General features: G+C 54.0%; 18 protein-coding genes and 1 tRNA gene. 14 read left to right on the top strand and 5 right to left on the bottom strand.

The genetic code is table 11. The features are described from left to right. Positions 1 to 186 precede the first annotated feature (186 nt). The 5 genes from polA to H7C19_RS09865 all read left to right on the top strand — a co-directional run bounded on the left by polA (position 187) and on the right by H7C19_RS09865 (position 6,803). Positions 187 to 2,892 (top strand): DNA polymerase I, encoded by a 2,706-nt coding sequence (polA, locus tag H7C19_RS09885; RefSeq protein WP_185142488.1) that lies wholly within the window; start codon positions 187 to 189, stop codon positions 2,890 to 2,892. Between the two features lie 958 nt (positions 2,893 to 3,850). Next, positions 3,851 to 4,798: a DNA-formamidopyrimidine glycosylase gene (gene mutM / locus H7C19_RS09880; protein ID WP_185142487.1), complete on the top strand. Its 948-nt coding sequence runs from the start codon at positions 3,851 to 3,853 to the stop codon at positions 4,796 to 4,798. A 101-nt stretch (positions 4,799 to 4,899) separates the two neighbouring features. Then, entirely contained in the window at positions 4,900 to 5,586 is a 687-nt protein-coding gene (ytaF, locus tag H7C19_RS09875) for a sporulation membrane protein YtaF (RefSeq protein ID WP_185142486.1), read from the top strand. A 24-nt stretch (positions 5,587 to 5,610) separates the two neighbouring features. Further along, entirely contained in the window at positions 5,611 to 6,207 is a 597-nt protein-coding gene (gene coaE, locus H7C19_RS09870; RefSeq protein WP_185142485.1) for a dephospho-CoA kinase, read from the top strand. Beyond that, positions 6,204 to 6,803: a lytic transglycosylase domain-containing protein gene (locus tag H7C19_RS09865; RefSeq protein WP_185142484.1), complete on the top strand. Its 600-nt coding sequence runs from the start codon at positions 6,204 to 6,206 to the stop codon at positions 6,801 to 6,803. Before coaE ends, H7C19_RS09865 begins: the two co-directional genes overlap by 4 nt. Positions 6,804 to 6,867: 64 nt before the next feature. Here H7C19_RS09865 and H7C19_RS09860 read toward each other — a convergent pair whose 3' ends face one another. Further along, a complete protein-coding gene (locus tag H7C19_RS09860; protein ID WP_185142483.1) occupies positions 6,868 to 7,083 on the bottom strand; it encodes an alpha/beta-type small acid-soluble spore protein in 216 nt (71 codons plus the stop codon). A 115-nt stretch (positions 7,084 to 7,198) separates the two neighbouring features. Between H7C19_RS09860 and nrdR the strand changes: the two genes are divergently transcribed. The 9 genes from nrdR to aroC all read left to right on the top strand — a co-directional run bounded on the left by nrdR (position 7,199) and on the right by aroC (position 19,473). Continuing rightward, on the top strand, positions 7,199 to 7,660 hold the full coding sequence (gene nrdR, locus H7C19_RS09855) for a transcriptional regulator NrdR (protein ID WP_185142482.1): 462 nt from the start codon (positions 7,199 to 7,201) through the stop codon (positions 7,658 to 7,660). A 97-nt stretch (positions 7,661 to 7,757) separates the two neighbouring features. Beyond that, a tRNA-Ala gene (locus H7C19_RS09850) sits at positions 7,758 to 7,833 on the top strand. A gap of 767 nt (positions 7,834 to 8,600) precedes the next feature. Further along, a complete protein-coding gene (locus tag H7C19_RS09845) occupies positions 8,601 to 11,699 on the top strand; it encodes an ATP-binding protein (RefSeq protein WP_185142481.1) in 3,099 nt (1,032 codons plus the stop codon). Positions 11,700 to 11,706: 7 nt separating this feature from the next. Then, complete coding sequence (locus H7C19_RS09840; protein ID WP_185142480.1) at positions 11,707 to 12,033, top strand: LytR/AlgR family response regulator transcription factor; 327 nt, start codon at positions 11,707 to 11,709, stop codon at positions 12,031 to 12,033. Positions 12,034 to 12,119: 86 nt separating this feature from the next. Beyond that, positions 12,120 to 12,881 (top strand): AfsR/SARP family transcriptional regulator, encoded by a 762-nt coding sequence (locus H7C19_RS09835; protein WP_221469153.1) that lies wholly within the window; start codon positions 12,120 to 12,122, stop codon positions 12,879 to 12,881. 90 nt (positions 12,882 to 12,971) lie between these two features. Then, entirely contained in the window at positions 12,972 to 16,790 is a 3,819-nt protein-coding gene (locus H7C19_RS09830) for an S-layer homology domain-containing protein (protein WP_185142478.1), read from the top strand. Positions 16,791 to 16,908: 118 nt separating this feature from the next. Next, positions 16,909 to 17,118, top strand: a complete 210-nt coding sequence (locus H7C19_RS34240) for a hypothetical protein (protein ID WP_221469152.1) — start codon at positions 16,909 to 16,911, stop codon at positions 17,116 to 17,118. Between the two features lie 34 nt (positions 17,119 to 17,152). Continuing rightward, positions 17,153 to 18,358, top strand: coding sequence for an S-methyl-5-thioribose kinase (gene mtnK / locus H7C19_RS09825; protein WP_185142477.1), 1,206 nt, complete (start codon positions 17,153 to 17,155; stop codon positions 18,356 to 18,358). A gap of 56 nt (positions 18,359 to 18,414) precedes the next feature. Further along, on the top strand, positions 18,415 to 19,473 hold the full coding sequence (aroC, locus tag H7C19_RS09820; protein ID WP_185142476.1) for a chorismate synthase: 1,059 nt from the start codon (positions 18,415 to 18,417) through the stop codon (positions 19,471 to 19,473). A gap of 80 nt (positions 19,474 to 19,553) precedes the next feature. On the opposite strand, the gene H7C19_RS09815 is transcribed toward aroC, so the two are convergent. The 4 genes from H7C19_RS09815 to H7C19_RS09800 all read right to left on the bottom strand — a co-directional run bounded on the left by H7C19_RS09815 (position 19,554) and on the right by H7C19_RS09800 (position 22,296). Further along, positions 19,554 to 20,336, bottom strand: a complete 783-nt coding sequence (locus tag H7C19_RS09815; RefSeq protein ID WP_185142475.1) for an alpha/beta fold hydrolase — start codon at positions 20,334 to 20,336, stop codon at positions 19,554 to 19,556. A 178-nt stretch (positions 20,337 to 20,514) separates the two neighbouring features. After that, positions 20,515 to 20,799 (bottom strand): hypothetical protein, encoded by a 285-nt coding sequence (locus tag H7C19_RS09810; protein WP_185142474.1) that lies wholly within the window; start codon positions 20,797 to 20,799, stop codon positions 20,515 to 20,517. 57 nt (positions 20,800 to 20,856) lie between these two features. Then, positions 20,857 to 21,747 (bottom strand): hypothetical protein, encoded by an 891-nt coding sequence (locus H7C19_RS09805; RefSeq protein ID WP_246469421.1) that lies wholly within the window; start codon positions 21,745 to 21,747, stop codon positions 20,857 to 20,859. A gap of 21 nt (positions 21,748 to 21,768) precedes the next feature. Continuing rightward, a complete protein-coding gene (locus H7C19_RS09800) occupies positions 21,769 to 22,296 on the bottom strand; it encodes a tetratricopeptide repeat protein (RefSeq protein WP_185142473.1) in 528 nt (175 codons plus the stop codon). Between the last annotated feature and the right edge of the window lie 367 nt (positions 22,297 to 22,663).

The following is a 22,663-nucleotide window of genomic DNA, read 5'->3' as shown; positions in this document are numbered from 1 at the left end:
TTTGAACGCGAAAAGGGGACAAAGGTTCCGCTTCTGTCGTCCTAATATCGCCGAGATTCGTCCGCAGGCGCCCCAAGCGGTCCAGGGAAATACCGGGTGTTGCCGGCAGGCGTCGCCTCGGCGGGCGGGGATATGTTATGATGTTTCTAACTATAAGAAGCTGCCGGATGGGGTGGATCGATAACGATGGCCAACGAAAAGACGATTGCGAACGCAAGCGAGAGCGGAACGGACAAGCTGCTGCTCATCGACGGCAACAGCATCATTAATCGCGCATTCTACGCGATGCCGCCGCTGACGAACAGCAGCGGCATGCACACCAATGCGGTGTTCGGCTTCACGACGATGCTGCTGAAGGTACTGGAAGAGGAGAAGCCGTCGCACCTGCTGGTGGCGTTCGACGCGGGCAAGACGGTGTTCCGCCACGAAGGCTACGCGGAGTACAAGGGCGGACGCCAGAAGACGCCGCCGGAGCTGTCCGAACAGTTCCCGCTGCTGAAGGAGCTGCTCCGGGCGTTCTCGGTGCCGCAGTTCGAGCTTCCGGGCTACGAGGCGGACGATATCATCGGCACGTTGACGCGGCGGGCGGAGGAGCAAGGTCAGACGGCCGTCGTCGTCTCGGGCGACAAGGACATGCTCCAGCTCGCGTCGGATCAAGTCACCGTGCTGCTAACCCGCAAGGGCGTGAGCGAGACGGAGCGCTACGCGCCGGAAGAGATCGCGGAGAAGTACGGGCTGACGCCTGCCCAGATCGTGGACTTAAAGGGGCTCATGGGCGATTCGTCGGACAATATCCCCGGCATTCCCGGCGTGGGAGAGAAAACCGCGCTGAAGCTACTGGCCGAATACGGCACCGTCGAAGAAGTGCTGGCGCACGGCGGCGAGATCAAGGGCAAGCTCGGAGAGAACGTCCGCGGCCATGAGGACTCCGCGCGGATGAGCAAGGAGCTGGCGACCATCTTCCGTGAAGTGCCGCTCGAGCAGCAATGGACGGACTTGGCTTGGCGGGGCTACGACGCGTCCGCGCTGGCCGCCGCGCTGCGGAAGCTGGAGTTCAAATCGCTCATCGAACGGCTGGATCTGTCCGGCAGCGTCGCCGGAGACGACGCGGAGACCGGCGCCGCCGCGCCTGTCTATGAAGCGGTACTCGTGCGCGGAGCGGACGAGTGGGCCGCGCTGGCTGACGCGCTGCCGGCGGCGGAAGCGCTGCTCGTCGAGGCGAACGGAGACAATCCGCATCAGACCGAAGGGATCGGACTGGCGGTCGTCAGCGGCGAGCAAGTATTCGTCGTGCCTTACGCGCGGCTTGGCGAGCCGGATGCGGGGCCGTTGAGAGCGTGGCTGGCGGACGCGGACGCCGAGAAGCGCGGCTATGATCTGCACCGCTCGGAGCTCGTGCTCGCGCGCAGCGGCGTGGAGCTGCGGGGCCAGACGTTCTGCGTGCAGCTGGCCGCCTATCTGCTCGATCCGACGGAGGCCGATCCGTCGCTGACGGGACTGCTGTCCCGTTACGGACTGTCCGGCGTGCAGCCGGACGAGGCCGTCTACGGCAAGGGCGCGAAGTTCCGCGTGCCGGACGAGGAGGCGCTGGCCGCGCATCTGGCGGCCAAGGCGGATGCGGTCCGACGGCTCGCGGGTCCGCTCGCGGAGGCGCTGGAAGACGCGGGAATGCGGCGGCTCTACTACGAGCTGGAGCAGCCGCTGGCCGTCATCCTGGCCGGCATGGAGAAGCAGGGGATCGTCGTAGAGGCGAGCGCGCTCGAAGAGCTGGGCAAGGAGTTCCAGGGACGCATCGAGCAGACGACCGCGGAGATCTACCGGCTCGCGGGCTTCGAGTTCAATATCGGCTCGACGAAGCAGCTCGGCGACGTGCTGTTCGAGAAGCTCGCCCTGCCCGTCGTCAAGAAGACGAAGACCGGCTACTCGACCGACGCGGAAGTGCTCGAGAAGCTCGAGCCCTACCATGAGATCGTGCGGCTCATTCTTCATTATCGCCAATTGACGAAGCTTCAATCGACCTATATCGAAGGGCTGCTGAAGGAGATCCGTCCCGAGGACGGCAAGATCCACACGTTTTACCGGCAGACGATCGCGGCGACGGGGCGGCTGAGCAGCCAGTTCCCGAACCTGCAGAACATCCCGATCCGGATGGAGGAGGGCCGGCAGATCCGCAAGGCGTTCGTGCCTTCGGAGCCGGGCTGGCGCATCCTGGCGGCGGACTACTCGCAGATCGAGCTGCGCGTGCTCGCGCATATCTCGGGCGACGAAGGGCTGAAGGAAGCGTTCCGCCAGGAGATGGACGTCCATACGAAGACGGCCATGGACGTGTTCGGCGTATCCGCCGACCAGGTGGACGGCAACATGCGGCGCCAGGCCAAGGCGGTCAACTTCGGCATCGTCTACGGCATCAGCGATTACGGGCTGTCGCAGAACCTGCACATCACGCGGAAGGAAGCCGCCGCGTTCATCGAACAATACTTCAACGCCTTCCCGGGCGTGCGCCGCTATATGGACGATATCGTGGACCAGGCGAAGCGGGACGGCTACGTCAAGACGCTGCTGGAGCGCCGGCGCTATCTGCCGGACATTCGCTCCTCGAACTTCAACCTGCGCTCGTTCGCCGAGCGGACGGCGATGAACACGCCGATCCAGGGTACGGCCGCCGACGTCATCAAGCTCGCGATGGTGCGCATGGACGAGGCGCTCCGCGAGCGCGGGCTGAAGAGCCGCATGCTGCTGCAGGTACACGATGAGCTCGTGTTCGAGGTGCCGCCGGAGGAGCTCGACACGATGCGCGAGCTGGTGCCGGACGTGATGTCCAAGGCGCTGCAGCTGGACGTGCCGCTGCTCGCCGAAGTGAGCGCGGGCGTCAACTGGTACGAGGCGAAGTAAGGGGGGGATTGTCCACCCCAACCCGTTGCAAAAATACGGCTTCATTCGTCTGACTGGGCGGATTTATGCCAATATGTTGCAAAAGTTACGGCTTCATGCGCCTGACTGGGCGGATTTATGCCGATATGCTGCAAAAGTTACGGCTTCATTCGCCTGACTGGGCGGATTTATGCCAATATGCTGCAAAAGTGCGGCTTCATTCGCCTGACTGGGTAATGGATTTATGCCAATATGATGCAAAAGTTACGGCTTCATTCGTCTGACTGGGCGGATTTATGCCAATATGCTGCAAAAGCTACGGCTTCAATTCGCCTGACAGGGCGGATCTATGCCAATATGCTGCAAAAGCTACGGCTTCATTCGCCTGACTGGGCGGATTTATGCCAATATGCTGCAAAAGTACAACTTATTTCGCCTGATTGGGCGGATTTATGCCAATATGCTGCAAAAGTACAACTTATTTCGCCTATCCGGGCCGTTTTGCTTCAATTAGTTGTAAACGTACATCTTATTTTGCGGTATTTCCGCCAAAACGCGAGAAACGGCCGAATAAGATGTATAAATGCAACTAAATCTTCCAAAATGCCCACTTAGGGCAGAATAAGTTGTACAAATGCAGCTAATCGTCTTCCCAAAGCTTCGGAACGGGCCCAATCACAAGTTCATCTAGGTCGTCCAAAAGCTTCGTAAAGGGCGGAATGAACGTATCATGCAACTATGAAGGCGAATGGGTCGTTCAGACGATGCACCATCCCTATACGCACGCAAGGCAGATAAATCGATCAGACGATGCACCATCCCTTTACGTATGCAAGGCAGATAGATCGTTCAGACGATGCACCATCCCTTTACGCACGCAAGGTAGATAAATCGTTCAGACGATGTATCCTCCTTTTACGCGCACAGTCGACAAGGACCTTGCGATATGCATTTCCAACTAGAGAAGAGGTGAACAGCGATGCCGGAATTGCCGGAGGTCGAGACGGTTCGGCGAACGCTTCAGGAGCTGATCGTCGGCAAGACGATCAGCGAAGTGACCGTGCGCTTGCCGAGAATATTGCAGCGGCCGGACGATCCGCCTGCCTTTGCCGCCATGCTGGAAGGCCGGACGTTCACGTCGGTAGAGCGGAGAGGCAAGTTTTTGCGGCTCGTCATGGACGGGCTCGTGCTGGTGTCGCACTTGCGCATGGAAGGAAGATACGGACTCCATCGCGAAGGAGAGCCTTTGGACAAACATACCCATGTCATCTTCCGCTTCACCGACGGGACGGAGCTCCGGTATACGGACGTCCGGCAGTTCGGCACGATGCACTTGTTCGCGCCGGGCGAGGAATTCGCCGCTCCTCCGCTGAAGAAGCTGGGCCTTGAGCCGCTGGGTGAAGGGTTCACGCCGGAGGCGTTCCGCCAGGCGCTCGGAAAGCGCACGACGAAGATCAAGCCGCTGCTCCTGAATCAAGAAATAATCGTCGGCTTGGGGAATATATATGTGGACGAGGCGTTATATGCGGCAGGCATTCATCCGGAGCGGTCGGCCGACGCGCTCTCGCGTGCCGACAAGGACCGGCTGCATGCCGCGATCGTGGCGACGCTGGCCTCGGCGGTCGATGCCGGAGGCTCCTCCATCAAGTCCTACGTCAATGGACAGGGCGAGATGGGGATGTTCCAGCACCGGCTCAAAGCTTACGGCCGCACGGGCGAGCCATGCGAGCAATGCGGACAGCCGATCGTGAAGACGGTCGTAGGAGGCCGCGGCACGCATGCCTGCCTGCGCTGCCAGAAGCCACCGCGCGGCGCGAGCCAGCCCGCTAGTTCGGCCAGCGCGGCGGCTTCGAAGCGGTACGGACAAGGCGGCCGAGGGAAGAACGCCGTCAAGCGACGTCTCGACGGCGACGCGTCGGCGGAATGAAGATATCCGGGGCATTCGCCCTTCTCCATGCATAGGATGAACGGAGTCGATATCCCCTAGTCGGGCGGTCGGCATCGTTTCATCGTGCAGGGGGAACGGAAATGCTGGCACATTTGGCATCATTGTTGATCCTCGCGTTCGCGGTAAGCTTGGACGGATTCGGCGTCGGCATCACTTACGGCCTGCGCAAGATCCGGATTCCGCTCGTCTCGGCCGCCATCATCGCGAGCTGCTCCGGGATTGTCATCCTGGTCGCTATGCTGGTCGGCGTCTTCATTGCGCGGTGGATGTCGCCTGAAGGCGCCAAGGCGATCGGCGCGGCGATCTTGATCGGCATCGGCATCTGGGCGCTCATCCAGTTCGCGCGCAACCGCCATGGAGAAGCCGACAGCGCCGAGCGTAAGGCCGGCAAAGGAGAGGAAGACGCTTCCTCCCCGCACGGCAGGGCAGCCGTATTGACGCTCGAGATTCGCCGTCTAGGCATCATTATTCAGATTTTGCGGACGCCGTCCGCCGCCGACGTCGACCGATCGGGCATCATCACGGCGGGGGAGGCGTTCCTGCTCGGACTCGCGCTGTCGCTGGACGCCTTCGGGGCCGGTATCGGCGCGGCGCTCGTGGGATTTCCCCCGGCGCCGACCGCCATCCTCATCGCTGCCGCCAGCGGGACGTTCCTGTGGGCGGGGATGCGGGTCGGATTCCTGGTTGCGGGCATGCGATGGGTCCATCGCCTTACCGTGCTGCCCGGTATTATTCTGGTCCTCATGGGCATATTCAAATTGTTATAGCGGATGTAGAGAAGAGGTGGCCTTTTGAACATCGGATTGACCGGGGGGATCGCCACCGGCAAGAGCACCGTCGCCCGCTTGCTTGTCGAGCGGGGGGCGGCCCTTGTAGATGCGGATCGAATTGCCCGGGAAATTGTCGAACCCGGACAAGCCCCTTTGGCACAGATCGCGGCTCATTTTGGGCCGGAGGTCCTGCTGGAAGACGGGACGCTCGATCGTCGCAAGCTGGGACGGATCGTCTTCGCGGATGCGGCCAAACGCAAGGAATTGGAAGCGATCACGCATCCCGCTATTCGGGCCGTGATGCGGGAGCGGGTCGAGGCGTTGGAGCGCGAACGACCGGATCGGCTCGTCGTCGCGGATATTCCTCTGCTGTACGAATCGGGACTAGAAGCGCTGTATGAAGGGATCATGGTCGTATATGTCCCGCGTGATATTCAGTTGCAGCGTTTAATGGCGAGAGACGGGCTGACCGCGGAAGAAGCGGACAAGCGGCTCTCCGCCCAGATGGACATCGAAGAGAAAAGAAGGCGCGCCGACTACGTCATCGACAACCGTTCGGGACTCGATGAGACGGCGAAGCAAGTGGAACGTTTCTGCCTGGAAAAGGGGCTCCGATGAAACGGCGGCCCAGACGCAAACGCTGGTTCCTGGCGCTGCTGCTCATCGTGCTGGCCGTTCTCTTCATCCGGTCGGACTGGATCGGCAGGATGATCTACCCGATCTCCTACGAGGAAGAGATTCATCGGAGCGCAGATCACTATCAAGTCGATCCGCTGCTGATCGCGGCGATCATCCGGGTCGAATCGAATTTCAAGGCGCAAGCGGTTTCGCCCAAAGGGGCCATCGGCATCATGCAGATCATGCCGGATACGGCGGATTGGATCCTGAAGCAAGACGACTTCAACGGGTTGACGGTGCAACAGGCGGGAGAGCGGGCGGATGCCGGCATCCGGCTTGGGACGTGGTATGTAAGGGAGCTCCAACGGCAGTTCAAAGGAGATCTCGTTCAGACGCTCGCAGCCTACAACGCGGGACCGGGCAAAGTCCGGCAGTGGCTCGAACGCAAAACTTGGGACGGCAAGGAAGAGACGCTGCGCGACATTCCTTACGGGGAGACCCGGCATTATGTACAGCGCGTGCTCTTTTATCATAAAAAGTACAAGCAACTGTATGATGGCAGGCTCGAATCAGGTAAAATGGATAAGAAGCCTTGAAGCGTATCGGCTTCAAGGCCTCCGTTAATTAATACTTCAGGTGGAGAAAATTGCTTATTGCTTATTACTTACCAGCAAGTTGCTGTTCGGCCATCTGAACCAGACGCTTCGTGATTTGACCCCCGATGGAGCCGGTCTCACGGGTAACCATGTTGCCAAAGTATCCGTCCTGAGGGATCGCGATACCCAGCTCTTGGGCCACTTCATACTTCAGTTGGTCCAGCGCACCGTTCGCTTGAGGGACGACCAGTTGGTTGCTGCTGCGGTTTCCTGCTGCCATTGTTGTTCACCTCCTTGCGGTTGGTAATCGTATTATGTGCGATATACGGGGGTTCATGTAAGGGAAGGTCTGGCAAAATAAAAGCGTTCGCGAAGCGCGAAGGAGCGGTAGAGGCGTGAAATGTCCATTTTGTGATTACGGCGGCACGAAGGTGCTGGATTCGCGGCCAGCGAACGAGAACAAGTCCATCCGTCGCCGCCGGGAATGCGAGCAATGCAGTCGGCGCTTCACCACGTTCGAGATGGTCGAAGAGACCCCGTTGATCGTCATTAAGAAGGATGGCGGACGGGAAGAGTTCAGCCGCGACAAGGTGCTGCGCGGCCTGCTGAGGGCCTGCGAGAAGCGTCCGGTGTCCGTAGGACAGCTCGAGGTCATCGTCTCGAACGTCGAGCGGGAGCTTCGCAACACGGCCCAAGCCGAGGTCGAGAGCCGCGTTATCGGAGAGATCTGCATGGAGGAGCTGTACCCGGTAGACGAGGTTGCTTACGTCCGTTTCGCTTCCGTGTACCGCCAGTTCAAGGACATTAATATGTTCCTGAAGGAACTGAATAATCTGATTTCAAAGCATGGCATATAGCCCGCAACGGCGCTCCATAAATATCTTCAAATTCCCGTTGACATGACCTTCTTTCCTGTGATACACTCATTCTTGTCGTCACGATCCAGTGACACTTGGGGCCATAGCTCAGCTGGGAGAGCGCATCGCTGGCAGCGATGAGGTCAGGGGTTCGATCCCCCTTGGCTCCACCAAACAACAACCACCTACCACGTCCATCTGGACGTGGTTTTTTGTTGTTTGGTGGAACCGGCCCAAGGGGGTGATGAACCCCTAAATGGGGTTCGTTCCGCGCGCAGGGAGTGATGAAATACTTCATTGAAACAAACTTCAACGGACGAGCACGGCATCGATATCTACCGCTGCGCTCTACTTCGGCGAATTCGCTTCGTCAGCAAGTTCAATGAAGATATCGTTATGCCCCGTTCTGGCTCCACCAAATAATAACGTTCAACGCAATCTGATAAAGGTTGCGTTTTTTATTTGGTGGAACCGGCCAAGGGGGTGATGAACCCCTAAATGGGGTTCGTTCCGCGCGCAGGGAGTGATGCAATACTTCATTGAAATAAACTTCAACGGACGAGCACGGCATCGAAATCAACCGCTGCGCTCTACTACGGCGAATTCGCTTCGTCAGCAAATTTAATGAAGATATCGTTATGCCCCGTTCTGGCTCCACCAAATAATAACGTTCAACGCAACCTGATAAAGGTTGCTTTTTTTATTTGGTGGAACCGGCCAAGGGGGGGATGAACCCCTAAATGGGGTTCGTTCCGCGTGCAGGGAGCAAAGCAAAATACTTGGGGTCCCCGCAAAGTAATCGGAATAAGCTTCCAATTGGACGTGGTCTTTTGTTGTTTGGTGGAATTTAGCCAAGGGGGGCGATCAAAGTTTTCATAGGCGATGGGCTTTTTTGATATAATCCTATTGACAAATCATATCAGTTGAAAAGAAGGTTTGCATGAAACATTTTCGAGCCCGCTACATCAAAATAATCATGTTTGCATTCATAATATTCATGTTGTCGGGAGCAGCGTACTTCATTATACCTAAGCCTGCAAAGCATCACTCGCCGCCAACGGCGGCACACGGTCAGTTAAATTTGGCGGGATGGGATTTTGGGCGAGACGGCACGGTGAAGCTTGTCGGCGAATGGGAATTTTATTGGCAGAGGTTTTTGAAGATGGATGACTTCGCAAAGCCGAGTCCCCCGCAACCGAGCGGATTTGCAGATTTGCCGAACACGTGGGATCATTTTCGGATGAATGGGAAGCCATTGCCTGGATTCGGGTACGCGACTTACCGTCTTAAAGTGAAGTTGGACGAGGCACCCGAATTATTAGCGTTAAAAATCCCCATTATGACCACTGCGAATCAAGTGATGATTGACGGAAAGGTAGTCGCTCTAAGCGGGAAGGTAGCGGAATCCAAGGAATTGTCGGAAGCTAAATATGCGCCGCAAACGGTCGTGTTCCACCCTGCCGCGAAAGAGTTTGACATGATCGTGCAAATATCCAACTACATATACGCTCGCGGCGGTATGTGGTATGCGATGGAACTCGGAGCCGAGGAGCGGATTACCGCTGCAAGCAAAGCGGAATTTGCGGGCGATATGATCATTTTAGGCAGTGCGCTTATGATTGGCGTCTATCATATCGGTATTTTTGTTCTGCGTTCGGCGAATCGCTCTCCGCTCTATTTCGGGCTTTTTTGTTTGCTTGTCGCCCTACGGCTGTTGTCGATCAAAAATGTATATCTGATGAGCCTGCTCCCCGACGCCAATATCCGTTTGCTCATTTCACTTGAATACCTCACGTATTACGGAGGAATAACGCTCATTACGCTGTTTGTCCGCGAGCTGTACCCTCATGAGTATCCCAAGAAAATGGTCTGGCCGATCGCAGGGGTCGGCGGCGCATTTATTTTGACCGTTATCGTCTTTCCCGCTGAAACTTACACGCGATGGATCGATCTCTTTCATTTGTATGCTTTCCTATGTATGGCTTACCATATATACGTCTTTGTGCTGGCGGTGTGGAGAAAACGGGGCGGCGCATGGCTGCAGATTATCGGAGCAGTCGCGATAGGCTTTACAGCTGTTCATGACATCCTGATCTTGCACAGCCCCAATAGTGATCATTGGATGAATCAATTGATTTTTCCGTTCGGCATGTTTATCTACTTTAGTATTCAGGCAACGGAGCTGGCGAGACGATTCTCGAATGCATTCCGAACCGTTGAAACGATGTCGGACAAGCTTCTATCCCTGGACAGGCTGAAAGACGAATTTCTGGCCAATACGTCTCATGAACTCAAAACGCCGATCCACGGCATCATGAATTTGTCGCAGTCGGTGCTCGAAGGTTCGGGCAGCCGATTGAACGATAAGGAAAAGGAAAATCTGGGGACGGTTGTGTCCGTTGCGCGCAGGTTAGCCAATCTGATTAACGACATTCTCGACTTATCTCAGTTAAAAAATGGAGAATTTGCGTTGCGGCGAAAAAGTGTTGCCTTGCGACCGCTCGTCAATGTCGTATATGAGATGTTTCGGCATATGGCCGGAGGCAAACAAGTTGCGTTTGTCGATGGGCTGCCGGACGATCTGCCCCATGTGGATGCCGACGAAGACAGGCTGGCGCAAATTTTGTACAATCTGGTCGGCAACGCGCTTAAGTTTACAGAGCGGGGCGAAATTCGCGTGACGGCTCAAGCAAGGAAGGGATGGATGGAAGTAGCCGTTCACGACACGGGAATCGGCATTCCGCAGGACAAGCAGGCGCAAATTTTCGAGTCGTTCGGTCAGGCGGATGAAGCGATTGCGATCACGTATGGCGGCACCGGGCTTGGGCTTAGCATTACCAAACGGCTTGTCGAACTTCATGGCGGGACGATTCGCGTGGAGTCGGCGGTTGGTCGAGGTTCGGTATTTACTTTCACGATGCCGCTGGCAAACGGCGTAATTAGCCGCACGGCGAATCAGACCGCGGATGCCGAGCTTGCGCGCGGGTTGGCCGAGCTTGCCGCAAGTGCGGCGACGCCTTTGCCCGATGCGGCTTCATCCGATCCCGGCGGGGATTTTACGATCCTCGTTGCGGATGATGACCCGGTGAATCGGCAAGTGCTAATCAGCCTTTTGGGAGCGGACAACTGCTCCGTCATCGCCGTTTCCAACGGCTTGGAGGCGATGCGCGAAATCGAACGCAATCGGAGCATCGATATGGCGGTACTCGATCTGATGATGCCCGGCATGTCCGGATACGAGGTGTGCCGAAATATCCGCGACAGATACTCGTTGTCCGAGTTCCCGGTGCTGCTGTTGACGGCGAGAAATCGGCCGGAAGACATTCATGCCGCGTTCGAAGCAGGCGTGAACGATTTTGTAGGCAAGCCGGTCGAATCGGGCGAATTGAAAGCGCGCGTAAGGACGCTGCTTAAAATGAAAACGTCGGCCAGCGCGCTGGCGAGCGCCGAAATGGCGTTCCTGCAAGCACAGATCAAGCCGCATTTTTTGTTCAATGCGCTTACGACGATCATGTCGGTCAGCTATACGGATATCGGCAAAGCGCAAGCTTTGCTTGCAGAGCTGGGCCAATATTTACGAGGCAGCTTTGATTTTCAAAACCGGGAGAAGCTGATCCCGATTCGCAGAGAACTGGAGCTTGTATCGTCTTACCTGAGCATCGAGAAAGCGAGGTTTGGCGGGCGGCTGCAAACCATTTACGACGAGGACAACAGCATCGGTTGCCGAATACCTCCGCTTATCATTCAACCGATTGTTGAAAATGCGGTAAGGCACGGAGCGATGGCGCAATCTTACGGAGGTACGGTGCAAATTTCTGTGAAAACGGAAGAAGAAGCCGTTGTGATCACGGTAGCGGATGATGGTCCGGGGATATCGAAGGAAACGATTGCCGCGCTGAAAGAGGGGCTTGGCGGCTCAGGCGGCGTTGGTCTGGCAAACATTGAACGCCGTTTGCGCACCCTTTACGGTAGCGGCCTGGCGTTCGAGAGCGAACAAGGAAGAGGCACCAAAGTGACAATACGAATACCTAAGGGGTGAGGCATACATGTTGCGCGTTTTACTGGTTGATGATGAAGAGCCGGTGCTGGATTTGATGGAAAGGCTGCTCGGCAATAATGGCTATGTCGAGGTCGTCGGAAAGTTTATCCGATCGGAAGATGCGATTGAACAAGTTCGAAAGGAGCCTGTCGATGTCGTTTTTCTCGATATTCAGATGCCGGAGATGAACGGCATTGAAGCGGCTGCGTATTTCATGGAGGCGGCTCCCGAAATCGATATCGTATTCGTGACCGCCTATAGCGAGTATGCCATCGACGCCTTTGAAGTAAGCGCCATGGATTATGTGTTAAAGCCGCTGCTCCGGATCGGTTGAATAAGACAATAGAGAGATTGCTGCGGAGGCGGAAGTCGGGAAGTATCGGCGAGAGTGTGGGAGAGGAGCACTCGAACGAAGCGGCAGTGGAGATAGAATCGGGTTATTACAGCTTCGGTCGCTTCGATTGGGTTACAGATGCAGGTTCACGGACGGCCGAGACGGTAAAATGGGGAAGATCGAAAGAGCGCGAATTGATGGCGTATTTGGTGCATAACCGAAATCGGTTTGTGCGAAAAGAGCAAATCGTAGAACACCTGTGGCCGGACACTCCCTTAGAGCAGGCCAGCGTAATTTTGCATACGTGCGTCTATAACATTCGCAAAAAGATGAGCAGTCTTGGCTGCAAGGAATTGTTAGCTTACCGGAACAACGGTTACCGGCTGGAGCTGCGAGATCTGTGGTGCGATACGGATGCGTTGGAACGAATCGCCGGTGACGACATCACGCTGCATGCCGGCAACATCGAAGAATTTGAGAACGTCATTCGATTGTATCGGGGAGACTATTTGGAGGAAGAAGGTTATATTTGGGCTTATGAGAAGCGGGAATCGCTCAAAAACATGTATATCGCGATCATGAAGCGAATGGCGGCATTTTATCGTTCTGCGGGTAAGCACCAAGCGGCAGTCCATTGTTTGCTCGGTGTCCTGAACAAAAATCCGCTTCATGACGATGCCAACGAATCGATCCTGAACTTGTATGCGCTTATGGGCGATAGGCAGTTGATGATTCGCCATTACGAGCGGTTTAAGCGTTTGTTGAAAGAAGAATTGGGCATTGAACCGAAGGCATCCACGGTTCAATTGTACCAGCGTTTTTGCAGCGGCGGCGCCAACGATATTTAGACGGCGCAAGCCGCTTTCTTATTTCGTCAGAATATTGTCAGAGCGATGCTGTATCGTTACTGAGAAGTCTACTGAAGTGGAGGATTTATGATGCAGTTTATACACAAAAAACCTGTCAAGAAGCTAACGGCAATGCAGCTTGTTATCATCCTCTTATTGGGGCTATTCCCCGGTATTGCGCCTATGAAAGCGCAAGCGGCAATAGATCCCACCAGCGTTGGGGCTGCCAACGACGGCGTAGATTTTACGGCAACAGGTCTGCTTGCGCCAAATAGCCGAATTTATTATGGCTATACCAACTTTCTCGTAAGGACAACTCCAACGAGGGATACAGAAGATAGACCGATTTTATGGCGTGTCATGGGGGAGGAGAAAGCAAAATACGATAGTACCGGTGTAGCCGAAGCAGCCGACAACCCCGACCAGCTTGTGCTTTTTTCAGATGATGTGATAAACACCAATTTTTTCGATCCTCATCCCCAGTGGAGCAATGTATGGGCTACATCCTATATACGCAAGTGGTTAAATGGACCTTCGCTTAATGGACCGTTTATGAATGGAGCATTTTTAGGCGGCGAACAATCAGCGATTGCGAGGACCCTAAATTTACAGACGAAAGACCATAATTTAGACAATACGACATATACCAACGATTATTTGTATCTATTGACAACCGACGATTTTAGTGGAGATAAGGTAACATGGTCGTCCAATTACACAACCGGAAAATGGCTTGGCGTGTTACCCGCCGATAACATTGGAACATTAATCGGCGGCGAGCCTATTCCATATTTTCTTCGCTCGCCATCTTGGAACCCTAATGCAGCGTTAGGTGTAAACGTTGAAGGAACTACTCATTCCTACGCATACTACGTCGATGGCGGAAATGGTAATTCTGTTGGAATCCGTCCCGCTTTTAAATTAAATCCGTCCTCTGTCGTCTTCGCATCGGTAATCGTTCCGGATACTGGCGACGGCATGGGAACAGTTACGGAGGACACGAACTATACAGCCGCCGCGGCAGGGTCGAATCATTACAAGTTGACTGTACTGGGGGACGATGGAAACGGCACGAATCCATATACATTAACAAATCTTAAAAACGATGTTACCCATGATCCCGTGTCCAATAACACGGTTATTTCAGCAAAAGCCCGCGGTGCGTTTGTATTGTCCGGCATAAGTTCTGTTGCAAACGGCAGTTTGGATAGCAGCTACACGATAAACTACAAGCTTGTAGATTCAAATCATAACATTGCAGCCTACGGCATTGCTAACCAAGACGCCTCTGTACCAGGCAGAGACCTGACGATCACCCTTCCAAGCACGAAAATAGACGGTTCGAGCTTTGCCGCTAACGAAATCTTGACCGCCTATGTCTGGTTGCAAAAGAATCATGCGGCCAACTCCAACGAAGCGTCGCAGCCGTTATATTTCAAGGTGAAACTTGATAGCACTGACAACATCGCTCCCGTTGTTACGGCGGCACCTCCAATAACGAATAATACAACGGGTATTTCAGCAAGCAGCAATGAACCAGGGCTTATTTACCTTATACCTGCGGCTACTGTCCAAAGCGTTGCTAGTTTTGAAAATACGATTGGAGTTTCAGGTCAAAAAGCAGCTGTTCCTGCAGCGGATACTTCTGTAACCGTTCCGACAACCGGTCTTGCGGAAGGCGCATACAAATTGTATGCGGTAGATGCAACGGGGAACATTTCAGCAGCTTTAGATATTGCCATAGATAACACTGCGCCTACCGTTGCCCTATCAAGCAGCGCAAGCGGTACGGTCAATGCTGCTTTTCAGATTAACATCATCTTCAGCAAAGCTGTAAACGGCTTTGATGCGGACGACATCGTGGTTGGGAACGGTAAGGTTTCAAACTTTGACGCTACCCATGCGCCGACTTACACCGCCACGATCACCCCGGACACGAGCGGGCAAGAGGTAACGGTATATGTCGCGGCGGGCGCGGCTACCGACGCTGCCGGAAACGGCAATACAGTGTCCAACACAGTTCGTTACATGTACGACATCACCAAGCCTACGGTATTATTCGGCGGCTTCACAGACGATCAGATATTCACGATTCCGCCAGCCTCTGTCACCGTCTCAGTCAGTGAAGCGGTGTACAGCGTGGCAGACGGAACCTTGGTATCCTCCTCGAATGCGAATGCGCTTTCGCTCCTCAGCATGGAAAAGGACGGCGCGGCATTTACTTCCTACACGCCTAGTTACGATGAAACTTCTCGAACGTACAGCTTGACGTTTGATGGCATGCTTAGCGATGGTACTTACAAGGTAAATGTTGCCGGAAACGTGGTTAAAAACGAAATGAATAACACGCTTGACGCTGCAAGCGCAAGCTTTACAGTAGCTGTGCCTGTGGTAAGCGATATTGCCGCTAATCCAACAAGTTTTAGTAGCGCCGGGGGCAGCACAACAGTTGCTCTAACAGGCGCAAATCTCACCGGACAGACGGTAAACGTATATCTTGACGGTACAGAAGCCGCCACAGCCACTGTAAGTAGTGCCACAAGCGCGGCAGCAACCATCGCTATTCCTGCAAACGCCGGTACTCGTATAAAAACTTACACAATGACGGTTTACCTAAACGGCGTGGAGGTTGCGGGTAAATCCGCGACGGTTACAGTGAGCGGTGCGCCTGCCGCCAACCATGGAGGCGGTTCGGCAACTGCCGCCATCGGGCCGGTCATCGACAAAAACGGCGAACCGATTGACCCGGCTGACCTCGACACCACGAAGCCGTCCGTTACGCTTGAAGTGACGCCAAACAAAGACGGCATAGCCTACGTCAGCATACCGGCAAGTATTTTGACCAGTCTTGAAGGCAAGAACGCCACCTTCTTATTTGAAATTAAGGCGCCTTACGGCAGCTATCAAGTGCCGGTTAATCTGGCGTCGCTCATTCCGGGGCTGAAGGACTTGCTTGCTGCCAGCAACCTCAACACCGAGGACATCAGCTTCAAGATGACCTTAATTGACAAGTCCGGCAACAAAGATATCCAAGAGGCGTTTGCAAACGGCTTGCCGAACGGCAAAGTGATGGGCGCGATTGTAGATTTTCGCATCGATATGATCAACACTAGGACAGGGCAAATCATCGGAACGGCCGACAAGTTCAGCAAGGCGCTGACAAGAGCGATTCAGATGCCGAAGAACATGACCGGCATGCCGGCGCAATGGGGCGCGTTCCGCTATAACGCATCAGCCAAGAAGTTCGAGTTTGTTCCAGCCAAAAAAGCGCAAATGGACGGCGCATGGTATGTGATGATCAGCTCTTATTCCAACAGCGCATACGTCGTGGCGCAAAATGAAGCGAGTTTTGCCGATGCGCAAACGCATTGGGGCAAACCGTTTATCGAGCTTGCCGCGGCGAAAGGGCTTGTTTCCGGAGTTGGCGGCGGCTTATATGAACCTGACAGATCCGTAACGAGAGCGGAATTTACTTCTATGCTAGTTCAAGCGCTCGGACGAGGCACATCTTCCGGCAGCGGTGCAGCGCCTTATGACGATTTGAAGCAAGGCGCATGGTACTTCGACGCGGTAGTGAAAGCGAAGGAGCTTGGACTCTTGAGCTTTGTAAAAGGGAATAGCTTCAAGCCCGATCAGCCGCTGACCCGCGAGGAGATGGCGAGTATGCTGGCGGCGGTGATTGCCGCCCAAAAGCTGCCGGTCGCCAAGGAATTTGTAAGCTTGGACGGCTACAAAGATATCGGAAGCGCGAGCCCGGCCTATCTGGAGGATATTCGCTTGATGGTCAAGCTTCAAATCATGACAGGCACAGGCTCGAATGCGTTCGGTCCGAAGGGTGAAACGACACGGGCACAAGCGGCGGTCGTATTCATCAGGACACTGCAAACGTTAGGATCAATTGATAGCTAAGGGTCATCATCAAAGCCCGCTTGAGTGGAGTAAAATCAACTCAGGCGGGCTTGTCCATGTCTTTGGTTGTGAAACCGGCATATGCGGGAGTACGGCATGGCTGAAGTGGAACGACGAAATGTTTAAACAAGCCTTCATCGAAATCGTTTTTTACGCCAGTGTCCAGGTAATCAAGAATCACTATACCTATATTTTCAGCATATTCATATACGAACGAGTTTGCACTGTTTTCTTAGCGGGCTGCCGCCAAGCAGCGGCATTGCAGTGCGTCAATACGCCCTTTGCCGGCACGAAACAGCTCCAGCCCGCGCTCGCCGATATTTACTAGGCTAGATAGAATAGGTACTCGGAGGGATGCGGAATTGGGAAATTATCACACCTTAACGCAAGCGGAAGCGGTCGCGTATGCACGCGGCATCGAGGGAGTATTCCCGGTTGGCGCGCAGTTGAAGTCACGGGAGATCGGTGACGGTAATCTTAACCATGTGTTTCATATATCGGACCCGGCATCAGGGCGGGGCCTCATTCTGAAGCAAGCGCTGCCTTACGTCAAGGTGGTCGGCGAATCGGTTCCCTTGACGTTGGATAGAGTACGTATTGAAAGCGAAGCTCTGCGCATTCAAGGGGAGCTATGTCCTGATCAGACGCCAAAGGTATACGCGTACGATCCGGATTTGGCGTTGATGGTCATGGAGGATTTGAGCGATCACATCATCTTGCGCCGCGGATTGATGGAGCGGGGCCGTTATCCGTTGTTCGCCGGGCATATCGGATCATTCTTGGCGCGGATGTTGTTCTTCACCTCGGACCTGGCCATGGACCTACAAGAGAAGAAACGACGGGTGAAAGCTTTCATCAATCCTGAACTTTGCAATATTACCGAGGATCTCATCTTTGACGCTCCTTATAAGAAGTCCCGGATGAATATCTTCGAGCCTCATATCCGCGATGCCGTTGAGCGCATTTGGGCGGATAAGGAGCTGCATCTCGAGGTCGCGCTGCTGCGGGAGGTATTTCTGACGAAAGCACAGGCCCTGCTGCACGGCGATTTGCATACGGATAATATCTTCATCAAGCTGGATTCGGCGAAGGTCATCGACCCCGAGTTTGCTTATTATGGTCCGATGGGCTTTGATATCGGGACGGTAATCGCCAATCTGCTGCTGAACTATTCGGGTCAAGAGGGCTGGAGCACGGATGCACAGGGGCGCACCGAATACCGCCGCTACCTGCTGGATGCCGTGCGCGACTTATGGACGCAATTCGAGCTTCAATTCCGCGAGCTTTGGAACGGGCATGCCGCCGACCGGATGGCGAAGACCCGAGGATATCAGGATTTGTATGTGACAAGACTGGTACAGGACACAATCGGCTTTGCCGGGGCGAAAATGTTGTGCCGCGTCTATGGGTTTATCCACGTCGCGGACATCGACCACATTGCGGATGCGGCTGCCCGGGAACGGGCACAGCGGATCGCGCTGGAGATCGGTGCGGCACTGATCAAACTTAACCGCTCCGCCCAATCAATCGAGGAAGTGCTGGATATCGCTTTAAAAGCTGCAAACTAAGGAGCTGAGCGGTACTGGGCTTGTACAAGGGGGAAAAGTAAAGGAGGCTTTTCAGAATGGCGGGGAACACATTCGGCGAAATGTTCAAAATCACTACATTTGGCGAGTCGCATGGAGCTGCTGTCGGTGTCGTCGTGGACGGAGTGACACCCGGAGTCGAAATGGACGAAGCTTATATTCAGATTCAGATGGATCGCAGAAAACCCGGTCAATCCTCGGTGACTTCGCCGCGCAAGGAATATGACGTTGTCCGTATTTTATCGGGCGTATTTGAGGGGAAGACAACCGGCACGCCGCTCTTTGTGATCCTGCATAATCATGACATGAGGCCGGAAGCTTATAATGAGATCCAGCACTATTTTCGGCCAGGACATGCGGATTTTACTTATCTTCAGAAGTACGGGTTTCGTGACTATCGGGGAAGCGGGCGGGCATCCGGAAGAGAAACGGCAGCCAGAGTGGCGGGAGGCGCCGTGGCGCGCAAGCTGCTGGAGAAAAGAGGAGTACAGGTGCTCGCTTATACGAAAGAAATCGGGGGGATTGCATGCCGGTCATTTGAAGAGCAAGCCATCGAACAAAATGCCGTCCGCGCCTGCGACCCGGCAGCAGCAACCGAAATGATCAAGAAGGTGGAGCATTTGGCAGCGGTCGGCGACAGCTGCGGAGGCATCGTTGAATGCCGAATCCGCGGTGTCATACCCGGTCTTGGGGAGCCGGTATTCGACAAATTGGACGCGGAGCTGGCTAAGGCCATGCTGTCCATCGGCTCGGTGAAAGGTATCGAATTCGGCTCCGGGTTCGCCGCCGCTTCTATGCTAGGCAGCGAGCATAACGATGAGATGAGCGCCGCCGTTGTTTTTTTGACTAACCATTCGGGAGGGATGATCGGGGGGATAAGCACAGGGCAGGAAATCATCTTCCGGGTTGCGGTGAAGCCGACATCATCCATTTCTATTCCGCAGCAGACCATCAACATCACAGGAGAAGATCAGCAGATTAGAATAGAAGGCCGGCATGATCCGTGCATTTGCCCGAGAATCGTGCCGGTCGTAGAGGCCATGGCATGTCTCGTTTTGGAGGATCAGTACAAACGACAAGCCGCAATGCTGGGCTGAATCACAATGGAAGATCCAGTGGAAAAGACGACTTCTCATTCTAAATGAATAAGAGTCGTCTTTTTGTTTCGTTCATGCAATCAATCGATGAAGCGATGGATTTCCTCCAACACCTTGCGCTGCTCCTGTGAAAAAACGCCGTGTCCCGCATGAGGAAATAGAATCAGCTTGGAGCCCGGAATACGTCGGTTCAGAATCTCGGCATGTTTCGGACCGAAGACCCAATCCTCCTCGCCGTGAATAATAAGCGTTGGAGCCGAAATTCGCCCGAGCCGATGGTACGAATCGAAACTCTTGCTGGCGTGTTGATGAATCTCCATGCTTCTAGGATTCGAAGGCGCGATCTGCATCCGTTCCACGAGTGAAGCGATCATGGCCGGATTCTCTTGAATATAGGCTTTGGAGTAAAGCATATTTAGTGTGTCCTGCGGGGAAAAAGCAACTTTTTTCCGCATCAGCCACCTTATCATCTGAAAAGAAGGCGGCACCCGTTTGACCCCGCAGGTCGTGGAGCATAAGGTTAATTTCGCCACGCGGCTGGGGAATTCAATGGCAAGCTCCTGTGCAATCATCCCACCCATGGATTGGCCTAAAATATGTGCCTTGTTGATATTGAGCGCGTCCATCAGCCCGACGACATCCTTGGCCATATCCGAGATGCCGTACGCTTCCGTCGGAGCGTCGCTCCGGCCCGTACCTCGATGATCGAGTATGATGAAGCGGTTTCTTTCGCTTAACGCGGCTTTGATCGCCGGATGCCACCAGTCCATATTGCTGTCTTTTCCTGTGAGGCCGATCAAGGGAAGTCCTTCCCCAATCGATTCATAACAAATGTTTATGCCGTTAACGAACGCTTTTTCCAAATTTACCGATCCCCCCAGTTTCGTAATCTCCGACCGCGAAAGAACGATATCCAAGATCAATATATTCTACGGAAGGGAATAGAGTGAGGATGCAAGGGAAAGGCCCTCAGCCGATTGACAGCTAGAGCCTTTCCGTATAGAACTCCTGTTTTGTTAGCTCTTCCTCAGAATGTTGCGTCTACGTGGATTTCTTGGACGCTTTCGATTTTTTCTGATCCTGTGGGGAGGTTGCCTTCACGCGCTCCAGTCCCGTCGTCATTAATTCTTGTCCAGTCGCCATGATACCGCTCTTCAAGGCATTGGAGATCGTTTCTAGATTTAATTCGGACGGTTGATTTACATCGCGCGTCACATTCGCAAGTTCTTTGCCGACGTGGATAGCGCCGCTTTTCAAAGCAACATCGGCGAAATATTGGATCTCTTTCTTTACTCCCTTGATGACCCCTTTCATTAAATCTGACATGTGCCACACCTCCTTTCCGATCCTGCGATTTCCTCGGGCAAGGGGTTGAGTCTTATGCTAGCGTCGTACATGCCTCCTGTGACGCCTACGGCGAGCTCCTCTTTTCCTCTCCTCTTCTCTCCTGTGACGCCTATGACGAGCTTCTCTTCTCCTCTCCTCTTCTCTCCTGTGAGGCCTACGACGAGCTTCTCTTTTCCTCTCCTCTTCCATCTTGTGATGCTCGCGGCGAGCTTCTTTTTTCTTCTCCTCTTCCATCTTGTGATGCTCACGGAGAGCTTCTTTTTTCTTCTCCGCCCATTTGAGGAGTACATTGCCGGTGGCGCGAGCGGCTTTTCCGATCAAGATCGATTTTGGGCTGTCGTTGGCTTGGATGTGTTCAGTCGCAGGCTTGCCTTCCAAGGATTGCAGCTTTTGCCTGAGAAGCAACCTGAATTCCGGATCCTGCGTTTGCTGCTCCAGCTTTGTCCAGCATTTGGCCGCATCCTCGTTCCGACCGATTCTGCGATACGCCTCGCCGATCTCGTAACTTAGTATCGAGTAGTCGATGCCCATGGCTCCGAGATGGCCCTCTTGAAGTAACTCCTGATCGATCAGGAAGGAATAATCTTCAATTACCGTCCGAGTCCGTTGGAAATACTTCTCTGGAAGCCTGTATGCGGACCTGCCGCGAAGATATCGGACCCTGCTGTCGTTTGGAGCGGCTGCTACCGCTTTGTCGAGAAGCTTTAAGCCGTTTTTCGCCCATTTCAACCTCTCGAGCGGATTCGTTTTATCCCGAGCGATTAAAAGAAAGATGCTGCCATGGTAAGCTTCCGCATGAGGGTGATCCGGATAATCGAGTCGCAGCCGTTCTAACAGCTGATTCGATTCCTGAACGGCGATTAAATTGCCTTTCGCGCCCTCCTTATAAAGCGATTTAATCTTGTCGAGTCTCTCATCGAATGTCAATGGTCTCCTCCCTCCCTATTCTTATGATTTTTTCTTCCGCTCCCATTTATCGAGACGCTGCAAGGCTGCAACTGCTTTGTCAGGTTTTCCTGCATTTTGGTAAGCTTCACTTAGGTTTCGCAGGACTTCGCGTACTTGCTTCTGAGTAAGGTAGCTGGAATTCTCTTCATAGCGGTCAAGCAGGAAGGTGAAATCCTCGATCGCCGTTTCCGAGGAATGAAAAAAGGACTCCGGCAGCCTCAGACAAATGTTCCCGCGTAACAACCGAATTTCTTTTAGGTTCGAGTCCAAAGAGACGGCTCGATTCAATACGTCTAATCCCTCTTCCGCCTTATCCGCTCTATCCAGGATTTTAACGGCATCCCGGCCTAATAGAACGAGAGTACTGCCGTAATAGGCTTCTATTAGCGCATCATCAGGCTCGGCCTCACGAAGCTTTAAGAGCATCTCGTTTGCTTTAATCACCGCATTTTTGTCTCCGTCCACCCCTTTATTATGGAGTGTTCTGGCTTTCTCGAATTGATTCATATGGGCGCTTTGAACTGCCATTCCTATCGACCTCCCAATGAATGAGGGATTCGTCGAATATGCCTCATTCGGCTCTGTCCGATTATGATCGTATCATCCGTCATGGCAAGTCCACCCGTAAAGCCCGTACATCTTTCTAGAAGCCGTCTTTTGAGATATGGATAATATTGGTCCTCCTCCAACCCGTAAAGCAACACAGATGATTCCCCTCCTTGCAATTCCAATTTATTTGTTACGATATGTGCGATCCCCATTTAGCGGTTGGATAAATTACTCAGTTTATTAAAATATACGTTTGTCCGAGTCAAGTCTTTGCCTTCCTGCATTCCATAACAGTAATAACGGAGGAGGTCAGAAATACCGAAATGAAGGGAGTGCTCGTATGAGT

Origin of the sequence: Cohnella nanjingensis (genome assembly GCF_014212125.1) — a bacterium.
Classification (GTDB): Bacteria; Bacillota; Bacilli; order Paenibacillales; family Paenibacillaceae; genus Cohnella; species Cohnella nanjingensis.
This window is presented reverse-complemented; position numbering and strand designations above follow the sequence as displayed.